Source organism: Salinarimonas sp. (assembly GCF_046292825.1).
Classification (GTDB): Bacteria; Pseudomonadota; Alphaproteobacteria; order Rhizobiales; family Beijerinckiaceae; genus Salinarimonas.
Genome location: NZ_JBKBQG010000003.1, coordinates 44215 through 64624, shown reverse-complemented (window position 1 = coordinate 64624; position 20410 = coordinate 44215). Strand labels below are relative to the sequence as shown.

17 protein-coding genes and 1 other RNA gene are annotated in these 20410 nt (G+C 70.7%); 7 read left to right on the top strand and 11 right to left on the bottom strand.

Features of this window, described 5'->3' with window-relative positions; translation table 11 throughout:
* The 6 genes from ACK4UM_RS02845 to ACK4UM_RS02820 all read left to right on the top strand — a co-directional run bounded on the left by ACK4UM_RS02845 (position 1) and on the right by ACK4UM_RS02820 (position 6449).
* The gene (locus ACK4UM_RS02845) at positions 1 to 975 is read left to right on the top strand and encodes a glycosyltransferase family 2 protein (RefSeq protein WP_409795337.1); all 975 of its coding nucleotides are present in this window, start codon (positions 1 to 3) and stop codon (positions 973 to 975) included.
* Entirely contained in the window at positions 972 to 4514 is a 3543-nt protein-coding gene (locus tag ACK4UM_RS02840) for a MupA/Atu3671 family FMN-dependent luciferase-like monooxygenase (protein WP_409795335.1), read from the top strand. Before ACK4UM_RS02845 ends, ACK4UM_RS02840 begins: the two co-directional genes overlap by 4 nt.
* A 266-nt stretch (positions 4515 to 4780) precedes the next feature.
* Positions 4781 to 5254, top strand: a complete 474-nt coding sequence (locus tag ACK4UM_RS02835; protein WP_409795332.1) for a transposase — start codon at positions 4781 to 4783, stop codon at positions 5252 to 5254.
* Between the two features lies 1 nt (position 5255).
* Positions 5256 to 5453 carry a hypothetical protein gene (locus ACK4UM_RS02830; protein ID WP_409795330.1) on the top strand — a complete coding sequence of 66 codons (198 nt, stop codon included), beginning with the start codon at positions 5256 to 5258 and terminating at the stop codon, positions 5451 to 5453.
* Between the two features lie 23 nt (positions 5454 to 5476).
* A complete protein-coding gene (locus ACK4UM_RS02825; protein ID WP_409795327.1) occupies positions 5477 to 5980 on the top strand; it encodes a flavin reductase in 504 nt (167 codons plus the stop codon).
* Positions 5981 to 6047: 67 nt separating this feature from the next.
* The gene (locus ACK4UM_RS02820) at positions 6048 to 6449 is read left to right on the top strand and encodes a hypothetical protein (protein WP_409795324.1); all 402 of its coding nucleotides are present in this window, start codon (positions 6048 to 6050) and stop codon (positions 6447 to 6449) included.
* Between the two features lie 10 nt (positions 6450 to 6459).
* Here ACK4UM_RS02820 and ACK4UM_RS02815 read toward each other — a convergent pair whose 3' ends face one another.
* The 11 genes from ACK4UM_RS02815 to ACK4UM_RS02765 form a co-directional block, all read right to left on the bottom strand.
* Positions 6460 to 7218, bottom strand: a complete 759-nt coding sequence (locus tag ACK4UM_RS02815; protein ID WP_409795322.1) for an SDR family oxidoreductase — start codon at positions 7216 to 7218, stop codon at positions 6460 to 6462.
* Positions 7215 to 8159 carry a DMT family transporter gene (locus ACK4UM_RS02810; RefSeq protein WP_409795319.1) on the bottom strand — a complete coding sequence of 315 codons (945 nt, stop codon included), beginning with the start codon at positions 8157 to 8159 and terminating at the stop codon, positions 7215 to 7217. Before ACK4UM_RS02810 ends, ACK4UM_RS02815 begins: the two co-directional genes overlap by 4 nt.
* 48 nt (positions 8160 to 8207) lie before the next feature.
* Positions 8208 to 8969, bottom strand: a complete 762-nt coding sequence (locus ACK4UM_RS02805; RefSeq protein ID WP_409795317.1) for an SDR family NAD(P)-dependent oxidoreductase — start codon at positions 8967 to 8969, stop codon at positions 8208 to 8210.
* Positions 8966 to 9682, bottom strand: a complete 717-nt coding sequence (locus ACK4UM_RS02800) for a cupin domain-containing protein (protein ID WP_409795314.1) — start codon at positions 9680 to 9682, stop codon at positions 8966 to 8968. The genes ACK4UM_RS02805 and ACK4UM_RS02800 overlap by 4 nt, the downstream gene beginning before the upstream one ends.
* On the bottom strand, positions 9679 to 10161 hold the full coding sequence (locus ACK4UM_RS02795; protein WP_409795311.1) for a hypothetical protein: 483 nt from the start codon (positions 10159 to 10161) through the stop codon (positions 9679 to 9681). The genes ACK4UM_RS02800 and ACK4UM_RS02795 overlap by 4 nt, the downstream gene beginning before the upstream one ends.
* A gap of 521 nt (positions 10162 to 10682) precedes the next feature.
* Entirely contained in the window at positions 10683 to 13664 is a 2982-nt protein-coding gene (locus tag ACK4UM_RS02790) for a hypothetical protein (protein WP_409795308.1), read from the bottom strand.
* A 108-nt stretch (positions 13665 to 13772) separates the two neighbouring features.
* Positions 13773 to 14678: an exopolysaccharide biosynthesis protein gene (locus ACK4UM_RS02785; RefSeq protein WP_409795305.1), complete on the bottom strand. Its 906-nt coding sequence runs from the start codon at positions 14676 to 14678 to the stop codon at positions 13773 to 13775.
* Positions 14675 to 15496 carry a TIGR00282 family metallophosphoesterase gene (locus tag ACK4UM_RS02780; RefSeq protein WP_409795302.1) on the bottom strand — a complete coding sequence of 274 codons (822 nt, stop codon included), beginning with the start codon at positions 15494 to 15496 and terminating at the stop codon, positions 14675 to 14677. Before ACK4UM_RS02780 ends, ACK4UM_RS02785 begins: the two co-directional genes overlap by 4 nt.
* Positions 15493 to 16104 carry a 5-formyltetrahydrofolate cyclo-ligase gene (locus tag ACK4UM_RS02775; RefSeq protein ID WP_409795299.1) on the bottom strand — a complete coding sequence of 204 codons (612 nt, stop codon included), beginning with the start codon at positions 16102 to 16104 and terminating at the stop codon, positions 15493 to 15495. The genes ACK4UM_RS02780 and ACK4UM_RS02775 overlap by 4 nt, the downstream gene beginning before the upstream one ends.
* 15 nt (positions 16105 to 16119) lie before the next feature.
* Positions 16120 to 16276, bottom strand: a non-coding RNA gene (ssrS, locus tag ACK4UM_RS02770) — 6S RNA.
* Between the two features lie 72 nt (positions 16277 to 16348).
* Positions 16349 to 19051 (bottom strand): ATP-binding protein, encoded by a 2703-nt coding sequence (locus ACK4UM_RS02765; protein ID WP_409795296.1) that lies wholly within the window; start codon positions 19049 to 19051, stop codon positions 16349 to 16351.
* 157 nt (positions 19052 to 19208) lie between these two features.
* On the opposite strand from ACK4UM_RS02765, the gene ACK4UM_RS02760 reads away from it, so the two are divergent.
* Positions 19209 to 20405: a response regulator gene (locus tag ACK4UM_RS02760; protein ID WP_409795293.1), complete on the top strand. Its 1197-nt coding sequence runs from the start codon at positions 19209 to 19211 to the stop codon at positions 20403 to 20405.
* The last annotated feature ends 5 nt before the right edge of the window (positions 20406 to 20410 follow it).

Here is a 20410-nt window from a genome sequence, read left to right as displayed (position 1 = left end):
ATGCGCTCGCCGAGCATCCTGACGATCGTGCTGAACTACCGCACGCCAGACCTGACCCTCCGCGCGCTCGAGGGCGCGGTGCGGGCGATGGAGGGGCTCGCCGGCGGCATCGTCGTCGTCGACAACGCCTCCGGCGACGGCTCGCTCGAGCGGATCGCGCGGGCGGTGGCTGCGGCGGGGTGGGATCGCGACGCTCGGGTGCGCGTCCACGCCTCGCCCCGCAACGGCGGTTTCGGCGCAGGCATGAACGAAGGGATCCGGCAGGGGCTGCCCGACGGCGGGCGTCCGGACTACGTCTACCTCCTCAATTCCGACGCCTGCCCCGCCCCCGACGCGATCCGCATCCTCGTCGAGCGGCTCGAGGCCGACCCGCGCGTCGGCCTCGCCGGGAGCTACGTGCACGGCTTCGACGGAGTGCCGCACGCGACCGCCTTCCGGTTTCCCTCCGCGCTCGGCGAGCTCGAGGCCGCCGCCTGCCTCGGCCCGCTCACGCGCCTCCTCGCCGACCGCGTCGTCGCCCTGCCGATCCCCGAGAGCGATCGCGAGGTGGACTGGGTGGCGGGCGCGAGCCTCCTCGTCCGCAGGGAGGTGTTCGACACGGTCGGCGCCTTCGACGAGGGCTATTTCCTCTATTTCGAGGAGACCGACCTGTGCCTGCGGGCGCGCCGGGCCGGGTTCTCCACGCTCTATGTTCGCGAGAGCCGCGTCGCCCACGAAGGCTCGGCCTCGACGGGCATGAAGGGCTGGACGCGGGTGCCGTCCTACTGGCTCGATTCGCGCCGTCGCTACTTCCTCGCCCATCACGGCCGCGCCGGTTTCGTCGCGGCGACGCTCGCCCGGCTTCTCGGGATCGGGCTCCATCGCGCCCGCCTCGCCCTCGCGGGCCGGACCGCGACGGGCCCGCGCCGCCTCGCCCTCGATCTCGCCGCCCATGCCGTGCGCGGCGCCCGCATCACCTCTCGGAGCGAACGATGACCTTCACCGCCATCCTGATCGCCGAGGAGCCCTATGCCGTCGCCTGCGCCGAGAGGCTCGCCGCGGGCGGCATCGGCCTCTGCGCGATCGTCACGCAGTCGCCCGCGGCGCGCGCCTTCGCCGCCGCGCGGGGGCTGCGCTGCGAGGCGCCCGGGCGCGACCTCGCCGCCCGGCTGGGGGTGGGGGCGGACCGGATCCTCGTCGCAGGCGCCCGCGCGCCGATCCCCGCCGAGGCGATGGCGCGGGCCGCCCACGGCACCATCGTCCTGCGGGAGACCCGCCGCGGCGCGCAATGGGTCCGCGTCGAGCCGGGCGGCGACACGCACCGCGTCCTCGCCGCCGCGGACGCCGCCTGCGCCGAGGACCGCGCGCGGGCCGCGCTCGCGGCGCTCGACACGCTTATCGACGCGCTCTCGCGCGGGTCGGAGCCCGCGATGGCGCGCGCGGTCGAGCCGCTCCCCGCGCCGTCGGACGAGCCCTTCGAGGAGGCCTGCATCCACGATCTGATCGCCGCCCAGGCCGCGCGCACGCCGCAGGCGACCGCGCTCGTGTGCGGAGGCGAGCGCCTGACCTACGCGGAGGTCGAGGCGCGGGCGCAGCGCGTCGCGCGCGCGCTCCGGGCGGCCGGCGTGCGGCGGGGCACGCTCGTCGGCCTCCACCTGCCGCGCGGCCCGGAGCTCGCGATCGGCGCGCTCGCGATCTGGAAGGCGGGCGGCGCCTACGTGCCGCTCGACCCCTCCTATCCGCGCGAGCGCCTCGCGCTCTATCTCGAGGACAGCGCGGCGCCCGTCGTCTTGACCACCACCGCGCTCGCCGACGCGCTCCCCTCGGGCTCCGCTCGGCGCGTCGCGATCGACGCGCTCGCCCACGATTTGCCGGAGGAGGCCTGCGACGACGGCGCGCGGCCGGACGATCTCGCCTACGTCATCTACACCTCGGGCTCGACGGGGCGGCCGAAGGGCGTGATGATCGAGCACCGCAACGTCGCGAGCTTCTTCCACGGCATGGACGGGCGCATCGCCCACGATCCGCCGGGCGTGTGGCTCGCGGTGACGAGCCTGTCCTTCGACATCTCGGTGCTCGAGCTGTTCTACACGCTGGCGCGCGGCTTCACGGTCGTGATCGCGCGCGAGGAGGACCGCCTCGCCGCGGGCCCCGCGCGCCCGCGCTTCGAGGGACCGGCGCGCGCGATGGCCTTCGGCCTGTTCTATTGGGGCAACGACGACGGGCCGGGCCCGCGCAAGTACGAGCTCTTGCTCGAGGGCGCGAAATTCGCCGATCGCAACGGTTTCTCGGCCGTGTGGACGCCCGAGCGGCATTTCCACGCCTTCGGCGGCCCCTATCCGAACCCGGCCGTGACCGGCGCCGCGGTGGCCGCGGTGACGCGCAACGTCGCGGTGCGGGCCGGCAGCTGCGTCGCGCCGCTGCACCATCCCGCCCGCATCGCCGAGGAATGGGCGATCGTCGACAATCTCACCGGCGGGCGCGCGGGCCTCGCCATCGCCGCCGGCTGGCAGCCCGACGATTTCGTCCTGCGCCCGGAGAACGCGCCGCCGCGCAACCGCGACGCCATGCTGGCGGCGATCGACCAGGTGCGGCGCCTGTGGCGGGGCGAGGCGGTCGCGTTCCCGAACGGCTCGGGCGGCACCCACGCCGTCGTCACCCAGCCGCGCCCGGTCTCGCGCGAGCTGCCCCTCTGGCTCACCACCGCCGGCAATCCGCAGACCTGGATCGACGCCGGCGCGATGGGCGCGAACGTGCTCACCCATCTCCTCGGCCAGTCGATCGCGGAGGTCGGCGAGAAGATCGCGCTCTACCGCGCGGCGCGCGAAGAGAGCGGTCACGATCCGCAAGCGGGCACCGTCACCTTGATGCTCCACACCCTCGTCGGCGCCGATCGCGAGGCGGTGCGCGAGGCGGCGCGCGGGCCGATGACGGATTATCTGCGCAGCGCCGCCGGGCTCATCCGCCAATATGCCTGGGACTTCCCCGCCTTCAAGCGTCCGCCGGGCCTGGAGAACCCCGCCGCGCTCGATCTGCGCGGCCTCTCGCAGGAGGAGATGGACGCGATCCTCGATTTCGCCTTCCGCCGCTATTTCGAGGATTCGGGCCTGTTCGGCACGGTCGAGGATTGTCTGGAGCGGGTCTCCGCGCTCGCCGCGATCGGCGTCGACGAGATCGCCTGCCTGATCGATTACGGCGTGCCGACCGCCGAGGTGCTCGCGGGTCTCGTGCCGCTCGCCGAGATCGTGCGCCGCGCGAATAATCCGGCCGCGGACGATGCCCTCGATCCCGCCGACGCGTCGCTCGCGGCGCAGATCCTGCGCCACGGGGTCACCCATCTGCAATGCACGCCGAGCCTCGCACGCATCCTCCTCGAGGACGAGGCGACCCGCGCCGCGCTCGGGCGCGTCCCCCATCTGATGATCGGCGGGGAGGCGCTGCCGGGCGCGCTCGTCGCGGCGCTCGAGAGCCTGGGCGCGGCGCGCGTGCAGAACATGTACGGGCCGACCGAGACGACGATCTGGTCCCTCACCGAGGCCGCCCCCGGACGCGACGGCGTCGCCTCGATCGGCACGCCGATCGCCAATACCCGCGCCTACCTGCTCGACGCGGCGCGCCGCCCCGTCGCGACCGGGGAGACGGGGGAGCTCTGGCTCGCCGGTCCGGGCGTGGCCCGCGGCTATTGGCGGCGCGAGGATCTGACCGCCGAGCGCTTCCTGCCCGATCCCTTCGCGGGCGCCGGGCGGATGTACCGCACGGGCGATCTCGTCCGGCGCGAGCCGGACGGGCGGCTCGCCTTTCTCGGGCGCGCCGACCACCAGGTGAAGCTGCGCGGCCATCGCATCGAGCTCGGCGAGATCGAGACCTGCCTCGAGCGGCTGCCCGGCGTGCGCCAGGCAATCGTCGTCGCCCGCGAGGACGCCCCCGGCGACCAGCGGCTCGTCGCCTACGTCACGACCGAGCGGCCGCTCGCGGAGGCAGAGCTGCGGGCGGCCATGGAGACGCAGCTCCCGGCCTTCATGGTGCCCGCCCGCATCGTCGCGCTCGACGCCTTCCCGCTCACCCCGAACAAGAAGGTCGACCGCGCGGCCCTCCCGGCGCCGGAAGACGTCGCCGCGAGCGCTCCCGAGGTCGCGCAGCCTGCGCGCGTCGAAGCGTTCCGCGCGCCGATGCCGCGGCCCGGCACGCCGCTCGAGAGCCGGATCGCGCGGGTCTTCGCGCGGGTGCTCGGCCGCGCGGCGGTCGAGGGCGGGGAGAATTTCTTCGCGCTCGGCGGGCATTCGCTCCTCGCCGTCCAGGCGTCGCGGGCGCTGCGCGAGGAGGAGGGGCTCTCCGCCCTGCGGATCACCGACATCTTCCGCTTCCCGACCGCCGCCGGCCTCGCCGCGCATCTCGCCGGCCCCGACGCCGCGCGGGAGCCCGCCGCCCCCGAGCCCGCCGCTTCGGGCAGCGAGCGGGAGGGCGAGGACGCCCGCGCGCAAGCCGTCTCCCGCCGCCGCGCCATGCGCACCGGCCTCGCGGCGAGCGTGCCCTGAGATCGCCTCCATCCCCCGAGAGCGCGCGGCGTCGCCCGGCGCCTGGCTGCGCGCGCCGAAACGCGCTCGGCCGCGCGGGTCGATTTAGTTCAGTTTCTTGGATTGCGAATCTCGACGCGATGAAGTCGTTCGTCGGCGGATTACTTTCAAGGTTCGTAAAATACGGATGCTCAGCACTTGTGACGCAGCACGATTGCGATATAATGCTCAACAAATGATAACATCAATAGTCAATGATTGGTAAGGGGCATATTCAGGAGGGGCTGATGGACGTTTTCACTCACCCTGCTTTTCGCAACGAGGACGATGCGTATCGCTTCCTCGAGAGCCGTATCTGGCCCGACGGGCCGGTCTGCTCGCATTGCGGCAGCCGCAGTTCGATCGGCCGCCTGCGGGGCACGACCTCGAAGCCGGGCACCATGAAATGCTATTCCTGCCGCAAGCCGTTCAACGTCAAGCTCGGCACGCTGCTCGAAGGCTCGCACCTGCCGCTGCATCTGTGGCTTCAGGCTCTCTTCCTTCTGCATTCCTGCCGCAATCCCGTCAGCGTCAGCCGCCTCTCGAAGCTGCTCGGCGTGTCGAGCCGGACCACCTGGCTGATGTCGCAGCGCTTCGCCGAAGGCTTCGCGGCAACCGATCCGAGCCTCGAGGATCTCGACGAGGCGGCGCCGGAGCCGCTGTCGGCACGTCGCGCGCCCGAGCCGCTCGGTCCGCACGTCCGTCAGATGGAGGTCGCGTGACATGCTCGAGAGATCGCGACGCAAATGGGTCGACATCCAGGTCGACATCTTCCTCGACGCCGCGCGCCGGGCATCCGGCTCCGGCGACGGCGAGCGCTTCGAGGCGCTCGTCGACCGCCTGTTCCCCCCGGTGCGCGAGCAGGCGCCGCGCGAGCGCCGCCCCCGCGGCACTTGCCGCCGCCGCGACGGCGACGCCTGAGCCGGCGCAGAACGGAGGGCGCGATGCTGCATGCCGACGCGCGCAGGCTCGTCGACGCCGCGCAATTCCGCGAGGGCATGTCCTGGCTCGCGGGGGGCGTGACGCTCGTCACGACGGACGGCCCGGCGGGGCGCCGCGGCTTGACCGCGACCTCCGTGTGCAGCGTCACCGACGACCCGCCGACGCTCCTCGTCTGCGTGAACCGCGCCAGCGCGAGCGGAGCGGCTCTGGCGGGCAACGGGATCGCCTGCGTCAACGTGCTGCGGCCGCGCCACCGCGCGCTCGCCGCGCGCTTCGCCGGGGCGGCGGAGGCGCAGGAGAGGTTCGAGGGCACCGCCTGGACCGAGCGTCCCGGCCGGGCTCCGGAACTGCCCGACGCCGCCGCGGCCTTCCAGTGCCGCCTCGTGCGGAGCGTGCCCGTGGGCACGCACGACGTGCTCGTCTGCCGCGTGGAGAGCGTGCGCACGGGCGCCGGCGGCGGCGTGCTCGGCTATCTCCGCCGGGCCCTGCGCGACTGGCGGGATTGAGCCCCTTCGGGAACCCGCCGGAGCCATGGCGCTTTGGCCTCCTCGAGAAGCCGAGGAGAGCCGAACCATGACGGATCATCGCAAGAGCCTGCGCCGGAGCCTGTGCACCAGCGCCAGCGCGATCGCCCTCGCGCTCGGCGCCCTCGCCGCCCCGCCCCTCCTGCTCGCTCCCGCCGCCGCCGAGGACAGGCTGCTCGCCACCGAGCGCGCCGCGCCGGCCGAGGATCCCGACACCGTCCCTTATCGCCGCCGCCCGGGCGAGACCTTGTCCGAGACGCTCGAGCGCGAGGACGGCGTCCTCGATCCCGGCATGGAAGCCGGCCCCGAGATGACGATCGTTCCCCCCGACCCCGAGCCCGGCACCACCCCGGTCATCCCCCCGCCCGAAGAGGGCATGCCCCCTCAGCCGCCGCAGACGCAAGGCCGCCTCGACGGCCTTCCGTTCTTCCCGTGGGAGGAGGCGATCTGAGGCGGGCTCATTAAAGGGTTCGGCCACCATCTATGCAAATCGTCTGCCCCGTCACGAAACCGGCGAGCGGAGAGGCGAGATACGCGCAGAGCGCCGCGATCTCCTCGGGCAGACCGAGGCGGGCAGCGGGTATATCGCGAACGAGTTCCGAGAACGCGGCATCCTCTCCTCCGACGGCGGCGGCTCGTATAGCAAGGTACTCGTCCGTGCGGCGGGTCCGGATCGAGCCGGGTAGCAGGTGGTTGATCGTGACGCCGTCCCTTGCCGCGTCACGCGCCGGTCCGCGCAGCGCGGCGACCACGGCGGCCCGGGCACCTGCAGAGGCGTCGAGGCCTGGAATCGGGCGAATCGCCGCGGTCGAGAGTATGGTCACGATACGCCCGAAGCCTCGCCGTCGCATGGCGGGGAGGCAGCCCTGCACGAGTGCGAGTGTCGCCACGGCATTCACGTCGAAGGCGCTATGGAATGCTTCCGGGGTGAGGTCCACGAAACGCGTCGGGAGAGGGCCGCCCGCATTCGCGACGAGTATGTCGACCTCACCGAGCGGGAACCGAGCACGGGCATTCGGGTCGGCGATGTCACCCTCGGCCACGGCCACGGGCGCTCCGAGCCCACGGATGTGGTCCGCCGCCTCCGCGAGAGGCTCGGCTCGGCGCGCATTCAACACCACCGCCGCGCCTCTCCGGGCGAGCGCCACCGCACAGGCGAAGCCAATCCCCGACGATGCGCCCGACACGAATGCCGTGCGACCCACGAGTTCGCCGGTCATCGCGCCGCTCTCCGGGGCCAGCCGAACGTTGCCAGCGCGACCCCACACAAAGACAAGACCCCGCCGATGATCTGGATCGGCACTGGCATGTGCCCGAGAACGAGTGCAGCGAGCGCGACGGCGAGTGGCGGCATAAGGAACGTGAATATTCCCGTTCGCGACGAGCCGATGCTCTTCACGGCATCGTTCCACCAAAGGTAAGGAAGCACGGTCGCAAACACCACGAGGTAAGCGATCGATACCCAGAAAGACGGCGTCGTGTCCGTCAGGCTGAGGGTCTCGCCCAGCAGAAGGGGCATAGGCAGGAGGAAGAGGGTCCCGAACACGAAGGAGAGCGTCGTGTTCTCGATCGAGCTGAGCGATGCCGGGGCGAACTTCGCCGATACCGCATAGCAGGAGAACGAGAAGGCCGAAGCGATGATGACGACGTTTCCGATCAGCAACGCGTCTTCCGAAGAGGACAACCCGCCGAGGAGCACGAGCCCGGCCCCGACGAGGCCGAGCGCCAGTCCGACGATGATCGCGGAGCCCACCGCCTCCCCGAAGGCTAGGCGGCTGAGAAGAGCGGTGAAGATCGGTTGCGTCGTCGGGATGAGGAGTGCGGCGTAGGCCGCGGTCGAGGCGGCAAGTCCGATGTGGAGGAGGAGCGTGTACAGAGAGACACCGAAGAAGCCCATGGCGGTCAGAGCAAGCCAATTGCGCACGGTGACGTCACGTAGTCTCATGAGCAGCGGCGAGGCTGTCGCGTCCCGCACCACGATGCACATCGCCCCGTATATCGCAGTCGTCAGAAAGAACCTGACCAACGCCGTCACGGCTGGTGGCTGATCGTGCAGGGCGACCTCGCTTGCGACGAAGGTTCCGGCCCAGAACAGCTGCACCAGCACCAAGCGGATGTAGATGCCGCCGACGGTCCCGCGCCTGGCGATGGCTTGTTCCATTATGTTTCCCCTTCGCGAAGTGCGTTTCGTGCGAGTATTTGTGCGATCTTAGGCGAGAAGGCCGCCGTCGATCACCAGACAGGATCCGGTCGTGAATGCACTCTCGTCACTCGCGAGAAAGACAATCGCCTCGGCGATTTCTCGCGGGCGTGCCAGGCGCCTGATTGGGTGCAGGAGTTCGCGACGCGAGCGTCCGGCGGCACGATCATCCTCTTTGGCGAGGGAGCGGTCAGTCATCGGAGTGTCGACAATCGCAGGTGCGACCGCATTCACGCGTATTTGATGAGAAGCGAGTTCCGATGCGAAGGCGCGGGTGAGCGCGAGCACGGCGGCCTTGCTCGCGCTGTAGACGCCGCTGCCGGGCCAACTCTTGAACGATGCGACCGAAGCCAAGTTGACGATGGCCCCACGTCGGCGCGGAATCATACGCGCTGCCGCTTCTCGACTGCAGAGGAACACGCTTCGTGTATTGACGGCGAACAATCTTTCGTAGTTTTCAGTCGAGAATTCATCGAGGCTGCCGTCAATCTCTATGCCGGCATTGTTGACGAGGTGGGTAACTGGCCCGAGCTCGTGCTCGGCACGAGTGAACAAGACCCGTACGTCCGCTTCGTCCGAGACGTCGGCTCTCACGGCGAGCGCACGTGCGCCCCCGTCCTGTAGTCCGAGGGCGACCGCAGCAGCCCCCTCCTCTTCTACATCCGCGAGCACGACCGAGGCACCACGCATCGCGAATTGTGTCGCCGTCTCGGCACCAATGCCGGACGCGGCACCCGTAACGATCACGACAGGCCTTTCTCCGAGGTTCATTCGGGGGAGCCTCCCACCTCACGCAGGCGCTTGGGAAGCAGATTCCAACGGGGCGGAATGAAGACGTTGAGCGATGTCGCATCGCTTTGCGTGTCGTTCAAGCCCATGTGCGGCGTGTGGTCGGGCGCGAAATATACGCGGTGTCGCGTAAATCGCCGCACTTCGTCTGCGACCTCCATCGCATATTCGCCGTCGATGCCGATTCCGATCTGCGCACCACGATGCGAGTGTCGCGGCATGAGCGCGCCAGGCTGCAGCACGGAGAGCATGATCTCGAACCATGGACCTACGAAAAAGCGAAGCTCGAGCCCTCCCTTCACAGATCTGGGAGGAGTGAGACCGAGGAACCGCTCGGAGGCTGCGCAGGGCGTCACCGATCGATCCTGCATGGCACTTGGCAATTGCTTGATGTCGACAGTGATCGCGGGTTCTGATCCGTCGTTGACCGCCCCATGAAGCTCCTCACTACGTGCCCAATAAGCGCCAGAAAACGCACTCAGCCGCCGTTCCTCTGCGCCAATTTGCATCCGCATGCTTCCAGACAGGCACATTCCGATCTGTACTTCGTTGTGTTTGTGGAGCGGCGCGACGGCACCAGGCTGCATGGTCGTGATCATGACCACGGTCGCAGCTTCGTCATCGAGCTCGAAGCGATCCGCCTCGATACCGTCGAACAGGTGTATCCTCGTAGATTCTGGAAAGAAGATGCTCACCGCTCCGACTCCTCTCCGAAGAGAAACAGATTCCAACTCATCGCGATGGCGATCCCGACCGGGTGATATGCCATCCTCCGCGCGCGAATGGTTTCGAGGTTGCACAATGCCGCATCGACTTCACCCTGGAGGGCCGCGTTGGCGGCTGCAACGGTCGAGTTGAACGTCTCGACTTCGTATTTCGTATCGTTACCCAATATTCGGGGCAGCAGACCGATCGGTGCGGGATGGGTCGCAACCCGGATCGGCGAAGCGTTCCTCAGCGGGTCCGGACGAGCAGGGTCCCAAGCGACGTGGTAAGGTGGAGTATCGTGACAGAAGCAGCCCAACAGCTTCATTCTGGCGCTCATGAAGAAACCATTCGCTCCTTCGAAGGCGCTCGGCACGATGGCTATGCTGGCGCCGAGCCGTCGTTCGCGGACCGCGGCGCTCTCGATGATGCTCTCAAAGCGCTCGTGCAGAACGATCTCGATTTGCATCCGGGCGACCGCGAGAAGCTCCGCTGCCGCAAGGTGGCTACTCGTACCCTCTGGACCCAACGTCTCCAATGAGACGAGAGCCGCCGTCAGGCGTCCGGAAAAGCTCGGAGAGGGCGTGAGCCGCGCCGAATTCCGGAACACGAAGTCCCCGACAGTCCGCCCGCTTGTCGAACGTGCGAGGACGGCTGATCGACTCTGACAGGCATCGAGAATACCCATTGTGACGACCCTCGAACCGCAACTCCTGGAGAGAATTGCAGGACCTCTGCGCTTCTGCAAGCCTAAGTTTTATGCAGGCAGTGCAATGGCTTCCTGCGTGCACCAACAACGATTTTTGCGCATTGTTTGCGGCGCTGAATAGCAACTAGAACAACGGAAATTGCTCGCTGCGAGCACAACTTGCACGCGTTTTGTCATCAGTTTTTTCGTTCGTGAACGCCTACAAGCGCGCCACCGTGGGCGCACTTTGACCAAGCTGAACACCACGATTCACATGACGATTCGATCTGAGGGGCCGCCTCTCAATCGATCGCCACCGCCCCGCTCGACACGAGCTCGAGCTTCCAGCCCTCGGCGCGGGTGCCGGCGAGGTCGAGGTGGCCGACGAGGAAGGCGAGGCGGTCGGCGTCGGGGCCGCGGGCGGTGCACAGGCGGTCCTGGAGGTAGAAGGGCGGCTGCGCCTGGTAGTAGAGCGTCGCCGCGACCGCAGCCGGGCGCGCGCCCGCCGGCAGGTCGGCGAGCGGGATCGTGTAGCGCAGGGTGTCGCCGCCGCCCGTCTCGTAATCGGGATCGCCGTCGACCGCGTAGGCGCCGGCCTCGACGGCGAGCTCGGGGCCAGCGCCGAGCGCGGCGGCGATCGCGATGCGCTCGTCGAGCGGCAGCGTGCCGGCGGGCAGGATGCGGTTGTCCTTCACCGGCGTGCAGATCGACAGGAAGCTCGTCGTCAGCATGCCGGCCGGCGCGACGCCGTGGCCGCATTGCGGCGCGCTCTCGCCGGCGGGCGGCGTCGAGACGAGCTCCTGGTAGATCTGGACCTGATCCTGCGCCGTGATCTCCTGGAAATGCGGCTGGTGGGCGCGCGCGTCCGGGTCGAGCCGCGCCGAGCAATCGTCCGCCCACCAATATTCGCCGGCGACCGGCTCGCCGTCCGCGTCGACGATCGCGCCCGCCGCATTGGTGCGGCCGGACGCCCACAGGGTCTCGCCGTTCTGATCGAGCACGCGGAAATCGACGAAGGCGCGACGGAAGCCGACGCCGGAGGGGAATTTGTGGCCGACCTTGCTCTCGATCGCGACCTCGGCGCGGATATGGGTCTCGTCCATGGAGAGCGTCGGCACGCCCACCGACACCGTCGCCTGCGTCGCGAGGTCGAGCATCGCCTGCTCGGTGCGGATCAGCGGATCGACGCCGCGCGAGACGAGCATCGGGTCCTGCGTGCGGATGCCGAGCACGTCGGGGAATTGCTGCGCCATCGCGACGAGGAAGACGTTGAGGCCGACCAAGGTGTGCTCGGAGAAGCCGTCGCGCACGGGCACGTCGATCTCCTCGGGCGCGAGCGTGTTCTCGGCCTGGGGGAAGCGGGTAAATTCCTGGATCGAGGCGATGCGGCTGCGGAAGGGCCGCCCGTCCGCGTCCTTCGAGGGCATGTGGCAATCCTGGCAGGTCTGGGCCTGCGCGCCCGCGCCGTAGGGCAGCGGCCCGTCCGGGGTGTCGCCGGTGCGGAAGGCGCTGAAGGCCCATTCGGGATAGGTCGTCTGCTCGTAGGTATGGCCGACGATGGTGCCGTTCTGGAGGATCGGCAGGTGCACCGTGTGGCAGGTGCCGCAGACTTCCGGGCTCGCGATCGCCGCATGATAGGTCGGAACGTTGCCGAGCGCGTTGCGCATCGGCTTCTCGAGCGGGCCCTCGAACGGGCCGTAGATCGTGTCGGGCGCGCCGACGAGGAAGGAGCCGGTGAAGGTGCGCGCGAAGCCCGTGTTCTCCGGGTTGAGGAGCGTCTGGCGCTCGGCGATGCAGGCGTTCTGCGGCGCCTCGGCGAAGGCGGCGGCGTCGGGCCCGAGCACCATCCGGTGGCAGCTCGTGCAGGAGATGCCGTCGCGCGCGAGCGCCCCGTAATCGGCGAGCGCGACGTGCGGATTGTCGGCGGGGAAGGGCACGGCGTCGACCATGTCGCGGGTGAAGGGCGCGCATTGCCCGGTCTCGGCGAACATGTCCACGTGGTATTGCCGCTGGCCCTGGATGCCGTGGCAGCCGAGACACGTGTCCTCGACGAGGGCGACGGAATCGGGGTGGAAGGTCTGCGTCTCGCTCGCGAGCTGCGCGAAGAAGAACGGATCGCGCCCGGCGAGCCCCATCGGCGAGGACGACCAGGTGGCGTAGGGCGACAGGTTGAGGCGGCCGTCCCCGTGCGGGTTCGGCTTCGTCATGTCGAATTGCAGGCCCGTCGAGCCGGCATCGTGGCAGCCGATGCACTGGCTCGAGGTGAGAAAGGTGTCCGCGGCTTTGGGTCCGCCGGCGGAAACCCACGTGTTGTCGTAGGTCTGCGAGGGCATGCGCGGCACGCTCTCCCAGGTGGGCAGCGTCGCGACATGGGCCCGCAGGGCGGCGATCACCGCGTCGTCGGCGACGACGTGCGGCTGGCCGAGCCGGCGCACGCCGTCGGCGGGCAGCGACACGAGCGCGTGGTGCGGTGGCGCGGGGGGCGTCTCGAAGAAATCCTGCGACAGGAAGACGAGCGGCGTGCCGGGCTCACCCGCGATGTTCTTCGGCGCGGAGAATGTGGAATTGTTCGCCGCGGAGGCGTGGCAATTCAGGCAATATTGGCCGAAACCCTGGTTCGGATAGGCGTTGTTCGGCCCCGGCGGGTAATCCGGCGCCCAGCCGCTCGACGATCCGAAGCCGTACCAGCCCCAGTACCAGCCGTCGTGCGAGGCGCCCGCATCGCGCACCATCAGAGCCGCCCCGCTCGTCGGGAAGAGGCGCTCGGGCTCGACATCGGCGCAGGCGGTGCCGGGATAGGGGAACATCTCCTTGATCATGATCGCCCCGTCCGGCACGGGCGGCGCGTCGGCGCCGTCCCCGTCCGAGCGGTGGGCGACGAGCCAGTCCGCCATCTCGGGCGAGTACCAGATCACCACCGGCGCATGCGTGCCGAAGCCCTGGCCCTCCCAGGCGCCGGAGACGAGGCGGGCGGTGAAGGGGCCGGTGTCGCGCACCGACTTGTCGCGCCGCCAGCCCGCCTGCGCATCGCGATGGCACCAGTTCGAGAGGAAGGCGGAGAGCTTCTCCTGGTAGGCGTCGAGCGGGAGCGCGGAGGGCGCGCGCACGGCCTCGGCCAGTTCGGCGCAGGCGGCGGGATCGGAGGGCACCATCGGGAAGGGGCGCTCGGCCGCGCAGGTCAGCGCCTGCGCCGCGCCCGCCGCGAGGAGGAGCCCCGCCGCGAGCGTGCCGGCCACGCCGCGCATGGCGACCCGCACGCGGGCGCCCGATCTCGTCTTCGTCATGAGTGCGCCCCCGCTCCGCCGGCTCCGCCGTGCGATCTTCGATCGTGGCAGTCTGCGGCTTTTTGGCGCATTCGGCAATGATTAATTGCCGTTAACCGGCGGCGCCCGTCAGTAGCCGACCGCCCGCTGCAGCGCATAGAGGAGGAAGCTCACGATCGCCCAGCCGAGCGTCGTGGTGTAGGCGAGGCCCGCGAGCCCGATCAGGCCGCCGAGCCCGAGCACGAGGCCGTCCTCCTGCATGATCGCGATGGCGATCACGACGAGGGCGATCGAGGGCACGAAATTCGTCCCCGGCAGCGGCAGCACGACGCTGAAGGCGAGCAGGATCGCGAAGATGCCGATGAGCCGCTCGCCGCGCTTGTTGAACAGCCCCGGATAGCGCGGTCGGCAGAGATTCTCGACGCGCTTGAGCTTGGGCTCGGCGACGTCGATGATCTTGCGGAAGGTCTCGACCTTGAAGCTGCGGTCCATCAGGAAGCGCGGCAGCCACGGCTTCTTGAAGCCGAGCGCCATCTGCACCGCGAAGAGCAGCACCGGCAGGCCGAACACGGAATTCATGCCGGGCGGGGCCGGGATGCAGTTCGGCAGCGAGAACAGGATGATGACGAAGCCGAAGGCGCGCTCGCCGAAGGCCTCGACGATCTCGCGGATCGTGATCCGGTCGCTGGCGGCGGTTTCGACGACGGCGCGCAGCACCATCGTGATGCGCTTGTGCGCCATCGCCTCGTGGATCGCGCGCGCGCGCCGCGCGGCCGGGCTCTCGGCGGCTGCCGCGGCGGCGGCGGCGCGGGCGGCCTTGCGGATGGCGCGTCGCTCGGCGAGGCGCTCGAGCGCCGCGCGCAGGCGGGCCGTCCGCGCGGCCTTCTTCTCGGCCTCCGCGCCCTCGCTCGCGTCGAGGTCAGCCGATCGTCCGTCCTCGGCGCTCGCGGCGTCGGACATCGTCGGCTCGGTCGGATCGACCGCCGTGACGGGCTCCTCGCGCGGGGGCTTGGCCTCGATGTCCACGTTGCTCATTCCCAAAAAGCGGGCCATGTCTCGGACAGATGGGGGCCGAGCCGGACGGGTGCCACCCGCCGGGCGAGCCCGGTCTTCGGATCGGTCTCGACCGCGACGCCGCAGATCGTGCCCGGGCCGGTCGCGACCTCGAGCCGCGTGCCGGGCGTCTTCTGGAGGAAGCGCCGCAGCGGCTCCTCCTTGGCCATGCCGAGCACGCCGTCGTAATCGCCGCACATGCCGGCATCCGACATGTAGGCGGTGCCGCCGGGCATGATGCGCGCATCGGCGGTGGGGACATGGGTGTGGGTGCCGACGACGAGGCTCGCGCGCCCGTCGCAGAACACGCCCATCGCCTGCTTCTCGCTCGTCGCCTCGGCGTGGACGTCGACCATGATCGCGTCCGCCGCGGCGCCGAGGGGGCAATCTCCGAGCGCGCGCTCGACGGCGGCGAAGGGATCGTCGAGCGGGTCCATGAACAGCCGCCCCATCACCGAGACGACGAGCACGCGCGCGCCGCTTTCCGTCTCGACGAGCGCGGTGCCGCGGCCGGGCGTGCCGGGGGGATAGTTCATCGGGCGCACCAGGCGGTGCTGCCGCTCGATGAAGACGAGCGCCTCGCGCTGGTCGAAGGAATGGTTGCCGAGCGTGATCGCGTCCGCGCCCGCGCCGAGGAGCTCGTCGCAGATCGCCTCCGTGATGCCGAAGCCGCCCGCCGCGTTCTCGCCGTTGACGACCACGCAATCGAGCCGCCAGCGCGCGCGCAGGCCCGGCAGGCGCTCGGCGATGGCCGCGCGCCCGGGCTTTCCGACGACGTCGCCGAGAAACAACAACCTCATCGCGTCCGGCCCCCCGATCCGGATGCGCGCAGGACCTCGTCTTCCGTAATCACGGCGTCGAGCGCGCGATCGTGATCCTCCGCGGGAACAGTTTGCGCTTCCTGAACGGCGAAAGCGAGCCCGATCGCGACGACGGGGCCCTTCTCGGACAAGGCCGCCAGCGCCCGGTCGTAATGGCCCTTGCCATACCCGATCCGGTGGCAGGCACGGTCGAAGCGGGCGAGGGGGACGAGAAGGAGATCGGGCCGCACGGCCGGCGCGCCCTCCCCCGGCGCCTCGACGCCGAACGGCCCGCGCACGAGCGCGTCGCCGGGAGCATAGGCGCGGAAGACGAGGGTGGGGTCGGCGACGAAGGGCAGCGCGAGCGCGATCCCGCGCGCGACGAGCGGCGCGAAGGCGGCACGCGGATCGACCTCGGCGCGCATCGGCCAATAGCCCGCCACGACCCGCGCCGCAGCCACCTCCGGCATCGCGAGGAGCCGCTCGACGATCCTGGCGGACGCCGCCGCGCGCGCATCCGCCGCGAGCGCCTCGCGCCTTGCGATGCCTTCGCGTCGCAGGAGCGCCTTGTCGGTCGTGGCGGCTTTGTCGAGAGGGGATCGGTCCATGGACGAGGGTCGGAGTGCGGAGCCGCGAAAGCCGTTGGAGAGTCGATCCCGGGATACCTACAACGTAGGTGGGCGCCGTATGTCCCGGTCCACGGACCGGGTCAGGGACAGCTCCCTGCGAGATCGATAAGGCCCCGGGGAAAAGTCCTCCTGACGCACCCCACAGCCCCGCGAGTGGAATGTAATGGGACGCGGGGGCGGGGGGAAGGGGGCGGGTGGGGTTTATTTCGGGGGGTTCCACCCCTCACCCCGCCTTCGCCTCCGCCACCGCCTCCTCCCCGTCCGGAAACCGCGCGCGCAGAGCGGTCAGCGTGTCTGCGAGGCAGGCGTCGAGGGCGCGCAGAATCGTGTCGTCCGGCACGGTTCCCCCTTCGCGCGCCGCCGCCTCGATCCTGGCGAGGCTCGCCGCGAGGCGGGCGGCGCCGATGTTGAGGCTCATGGATTTGAGCGCGTGGGCGGCGGAGGCGATGGCCTCCGGCTCGGCCTCGCCGATCGCGGCCTCGATCCGCGCGAGCGAATCGGGGGCGTGGCGCAGGAAGAGGCCGACGATGCGGGCGAGGAGGCCGGAGCCGGAGAGCGCGGCCATGTCGGCGATCTGCGCGAGCGTGTCCTCGTCGAGGAGCGGGATCGCGTCGGCCTCGCCTGCGAGACCGGGCGCGGGCGCGGGCGCGTCGATGCCGCGCCCCCCGAGGACACGCGCGAGCACCTCGCCGAGCTTCGGCAGCGTGAAGGGCTTGGTCAGACTCCCGTCCATGCCGCACGCGCGCCATGCCTCGGCGGCGGGGCCGACGACGTGGGCCGTGAGAGCGACGATCGTCGTGCGCGGGCCGCCGCGGCGCGCCTCGTGGTCGCGGATGGCGCGGGTGGCCTCGTAACCGTCCATGTCGGGCATCGAGCCGTCCATGAGGACGAGGTCGAAGCGCTCGGCCAGCACCGCCTCGAGCGCCGCGCGCCCGGTCTCGACCGTCTGCGCCAGGATGCCGAAGCGCGCGAGCGCCGCGCAGGCGACCTCGCGGTTGACGGCGCTGTCGTCGGCGACGAGGACGCGCGCGCCCGCATAGGATGCGAGCCCCGTCTCCTCGCCGCCAGCGCTCGCGCGGGCGAAGGGCGCGCCGTCGACGAGCCGCGCGAGCGCCTCGCGCCATTCGCTCGGCGGCAACGGCCGGCGCAGGAGCGCGTCCGCGAGCCCCTGCGCGAGCGCCCGCTCGCCCGCCGCGTCGCCGATCGGCGCGATCGCGAGGACGCGGCGCGCGCCCGGCGGTCGCGTCGTGCCGAGCGCCTCGGCCTCGACGACGAGATGCCCGTCGAGCCGCGCGTGCGCGAGCGCCTCGGGGGAAAGCGCCACCGGCGCGAAGCCGGCCTCTCGCAGGCCGCTCTCCAGCGCGGCACGGGTCGCCGCCCCCGCGATCGCGAGATGGACCCGCTCGCCCGCGCGCTCCGGGGGCAGAAGCGGGGAAGCGGGCCGGCGCTCGAGCAGCGGCAGCGGCACCTCGACGGTGAAGGTCGTCCCCTCCCCCGGCACGCTCGCGAGCCCGATCGTGCCCTCCATCGCCTCGACGAGGCGCTTGGCGATCGAGAGCCCGAGGCCGGTGCCGCCGAAGCGGCGCGTCGTCGCGGCGTCTTCCTGGGAGAAGGCGGAGAAGATCGCAGCCTGCTTCTCGGGCGAGATGCCGATGCCCGTGTCGACGACCGCGATGCGCAGCCGGTCGCCCTGCATCGCGACGCGCACGAGGACGTGGCCGCGCTCGGTGAACTTCAAGGCGTTGTTGACGAGGTTCGAGACGACCTGCGTCAGGCGCACCGGATCGCCGAGGAAGGCGGGCGGCGTCCCCTCGACGATCGCGGCGAGATCGAGCCCCTTGGCGCGGGCCCGCTCCCCGAACAAAGTCACCACCGTCTCGACGATCTCGGCCGCGTCGACGCGGATGCGCTCGAGCTCGAGCTTGCCGGCCTCGACCTTGGCGAGATCGAGGATGTCGTCGATGATGGCGATAAGGGATTGGCCCGAGCGTGCGATCACCTCGGCGTAGCGGCGCTGGCGCTCGGGCAGGTCGCCCGCGGCGAGGAGCTCGGCCATCACCATCATGCCGTTCATCGGCGTGCGGATCTCGTGGCTCATCGTGGCGAGGAAGTCGGATTTCGCCGCGTTCGCCGCCTCGGCGGCGCGCTTGGCCGCGGCGAGATCGCGCGTGCGGTCCTCGACCTCGCTCTCGAGGCGCTCGCGGTGCTCGGCGAGACGCGCGTCGCGGCGGCGGATCTCGCTCATCATGGCGTTGAATCCGGTGGCGAGGCGCCCGACCTCGTCGTCGCTCTCGACCGCGCAGGCCTCGCTGTAATCGTGGGCCGCGCGCACCCGGTCCATCGTGGCGGCGAGCGACAGGAGCGGGCGCGTGATCGCGCGCTGCAGATAGTGCGCCACCGCGAGGCCGAGCGCGGCGACGGCGGCAGCGAGCAAGAGGCCCGTCGCGAGGATCTGGAGGAGGCGCGGCAGGAGATCGCCCGTATGCGCGACGAGGGTGAGCCGCCCGACGATCGCCCCGCTCTCGACCACCGGAACGATCACCTCGACCATCCGCGCACGCACGATGTCGCGCACGGCGACCGGGTGGTCGGGGCGCAATTCGAGGACGTTGTCGAGGCGAATGCCGTCGCCCGTCTCCTCGAGCACCGCGCCGGCGGCGTCCTGGACCACGATCGAGGTGACCTCTCCCATCGCACGGATGGCGCGGGTCGCCTCGAAGATCGCCGCGCCGTCGCGCGCCGCCACGCCCTTCGCGCTCGCCGCGGCGAAGGCCTCCGCGACCGCGACCAGGCGGTCGCGCTTCTCGTTGCCGTAGCGCTCGGCCTCGAGGACCAGGCTCGCCGTCGAGCCGATCGCGAGCGCGACGCCCACGCAGACGAGCACGAGCCGCCCCAGCTTGGCGGAGATCGAAGCCTTCGGTTGCAAGTCGCCCCGCTCCTGTGCGCGTGCGGCACCCGGCCGGGATGCGATCCGCACGTCTCCGACAGGCTCTCACCGCACGGTAATCATCTGCTTAACCAGCTGGCTTAAGGCACATTTCAGGATTTTCCCCTAAAGTCGCATCCTACAATTGGAGAGCGTAGTGCTGATCGGTCGGAACCAGGATGGTCTCGTCTACGTGTTAGAGCAGCCGACGCGCCTGCTCGTCGTCGACGACGATCCGCTGATGCGCGAGCTCGCCGCGGGCCAGCTCGCCCATCCCGGCGGCGAGATCGTCACGGCCGGCGACGGCGAGGAGGCGCTCGCGATCCTGCGGCGCGAGGCGCCGTTCGACCTCGTGCTCAGCGACCTCGAAATGCCGCGGATGACGGGCTACTCGCTGATCGAGGCGATGCGGGCCGATCCGCGTTTCGCGCGCCTGCCGATCGTGGTGGTGACGAGCCGCGACGACATGTTCGCGATCGACCGCGCCTACGAGGTCGGCGCCACCTCCTTCGTCGCCAAGCCCGTCAATTGGCGGCTTCTCGGCTACCAGCTGCGCTACGTGCTCCGCGCGGCCCGCTCCGAGGCGCAGGTCCACGAGGCGCGGGAGGCGTCCGAGCGCGCCGACCGGCTCAAGGAGAGCCTGCTCGCGCTCCTCCAGCACGAGACGCGCACGCCGCTCAACGCCATCGTCGGCTATGCCGAGCTCATCGCGGCGACCCTCGACGTCACTGGCGGGGCCGAGACACGCGCCTATGCGCAGACGCTGATCGAGGCCGCGCGGGGGCTCGACGGCACGCTCAAGCGCGTCTTCGCCTTCGCGCGCCTCTCCGCCGGCACGGACCCTCTCTCCCCCGAGCCGACGACCGCCGAGAGCCTCGTCGAGGACGCGGTGCGCCGACGCGCCCAGGCGGCGCGCGAGGCGGGCGTCGCTCTCTCGGCGCAGCCCGCGCCTCGGGGATCGACCGAGGTCGAGGTCGATCTCGTGCTCGTCGCCCGAGCCCTCGACGAGCTCGTCGCAAACGCGCTCGCCCATACGCGCGTCGGCGGGCGGGTGACGCTTCGCGCGGTCGCCGGGACCGGCGCCGAGGCGCTCGCGATCGAGGTCGCGGATACCGGACCGGGCCTCGACGCGCAGGCGCTCGCCCGCTGCACCGAGCCGTTCTGGCAGGGCGAGACGCCGCTCGTGCGCCGCTCCGTCGGGCTCGGCCTCGGCATCCCGACCGCGCGTCGGATCGCGGAACTCCACGGCGGCCGGCTCGAACTCGAGGCGCCCGCGCAAGGCGGTCTCGTGGCGCGTCTCGTCCTGCCGCGCGCGCCCGGATCGCTCGGCGCCGGGTCCGTCCGCGCGGCTTGAGCGAC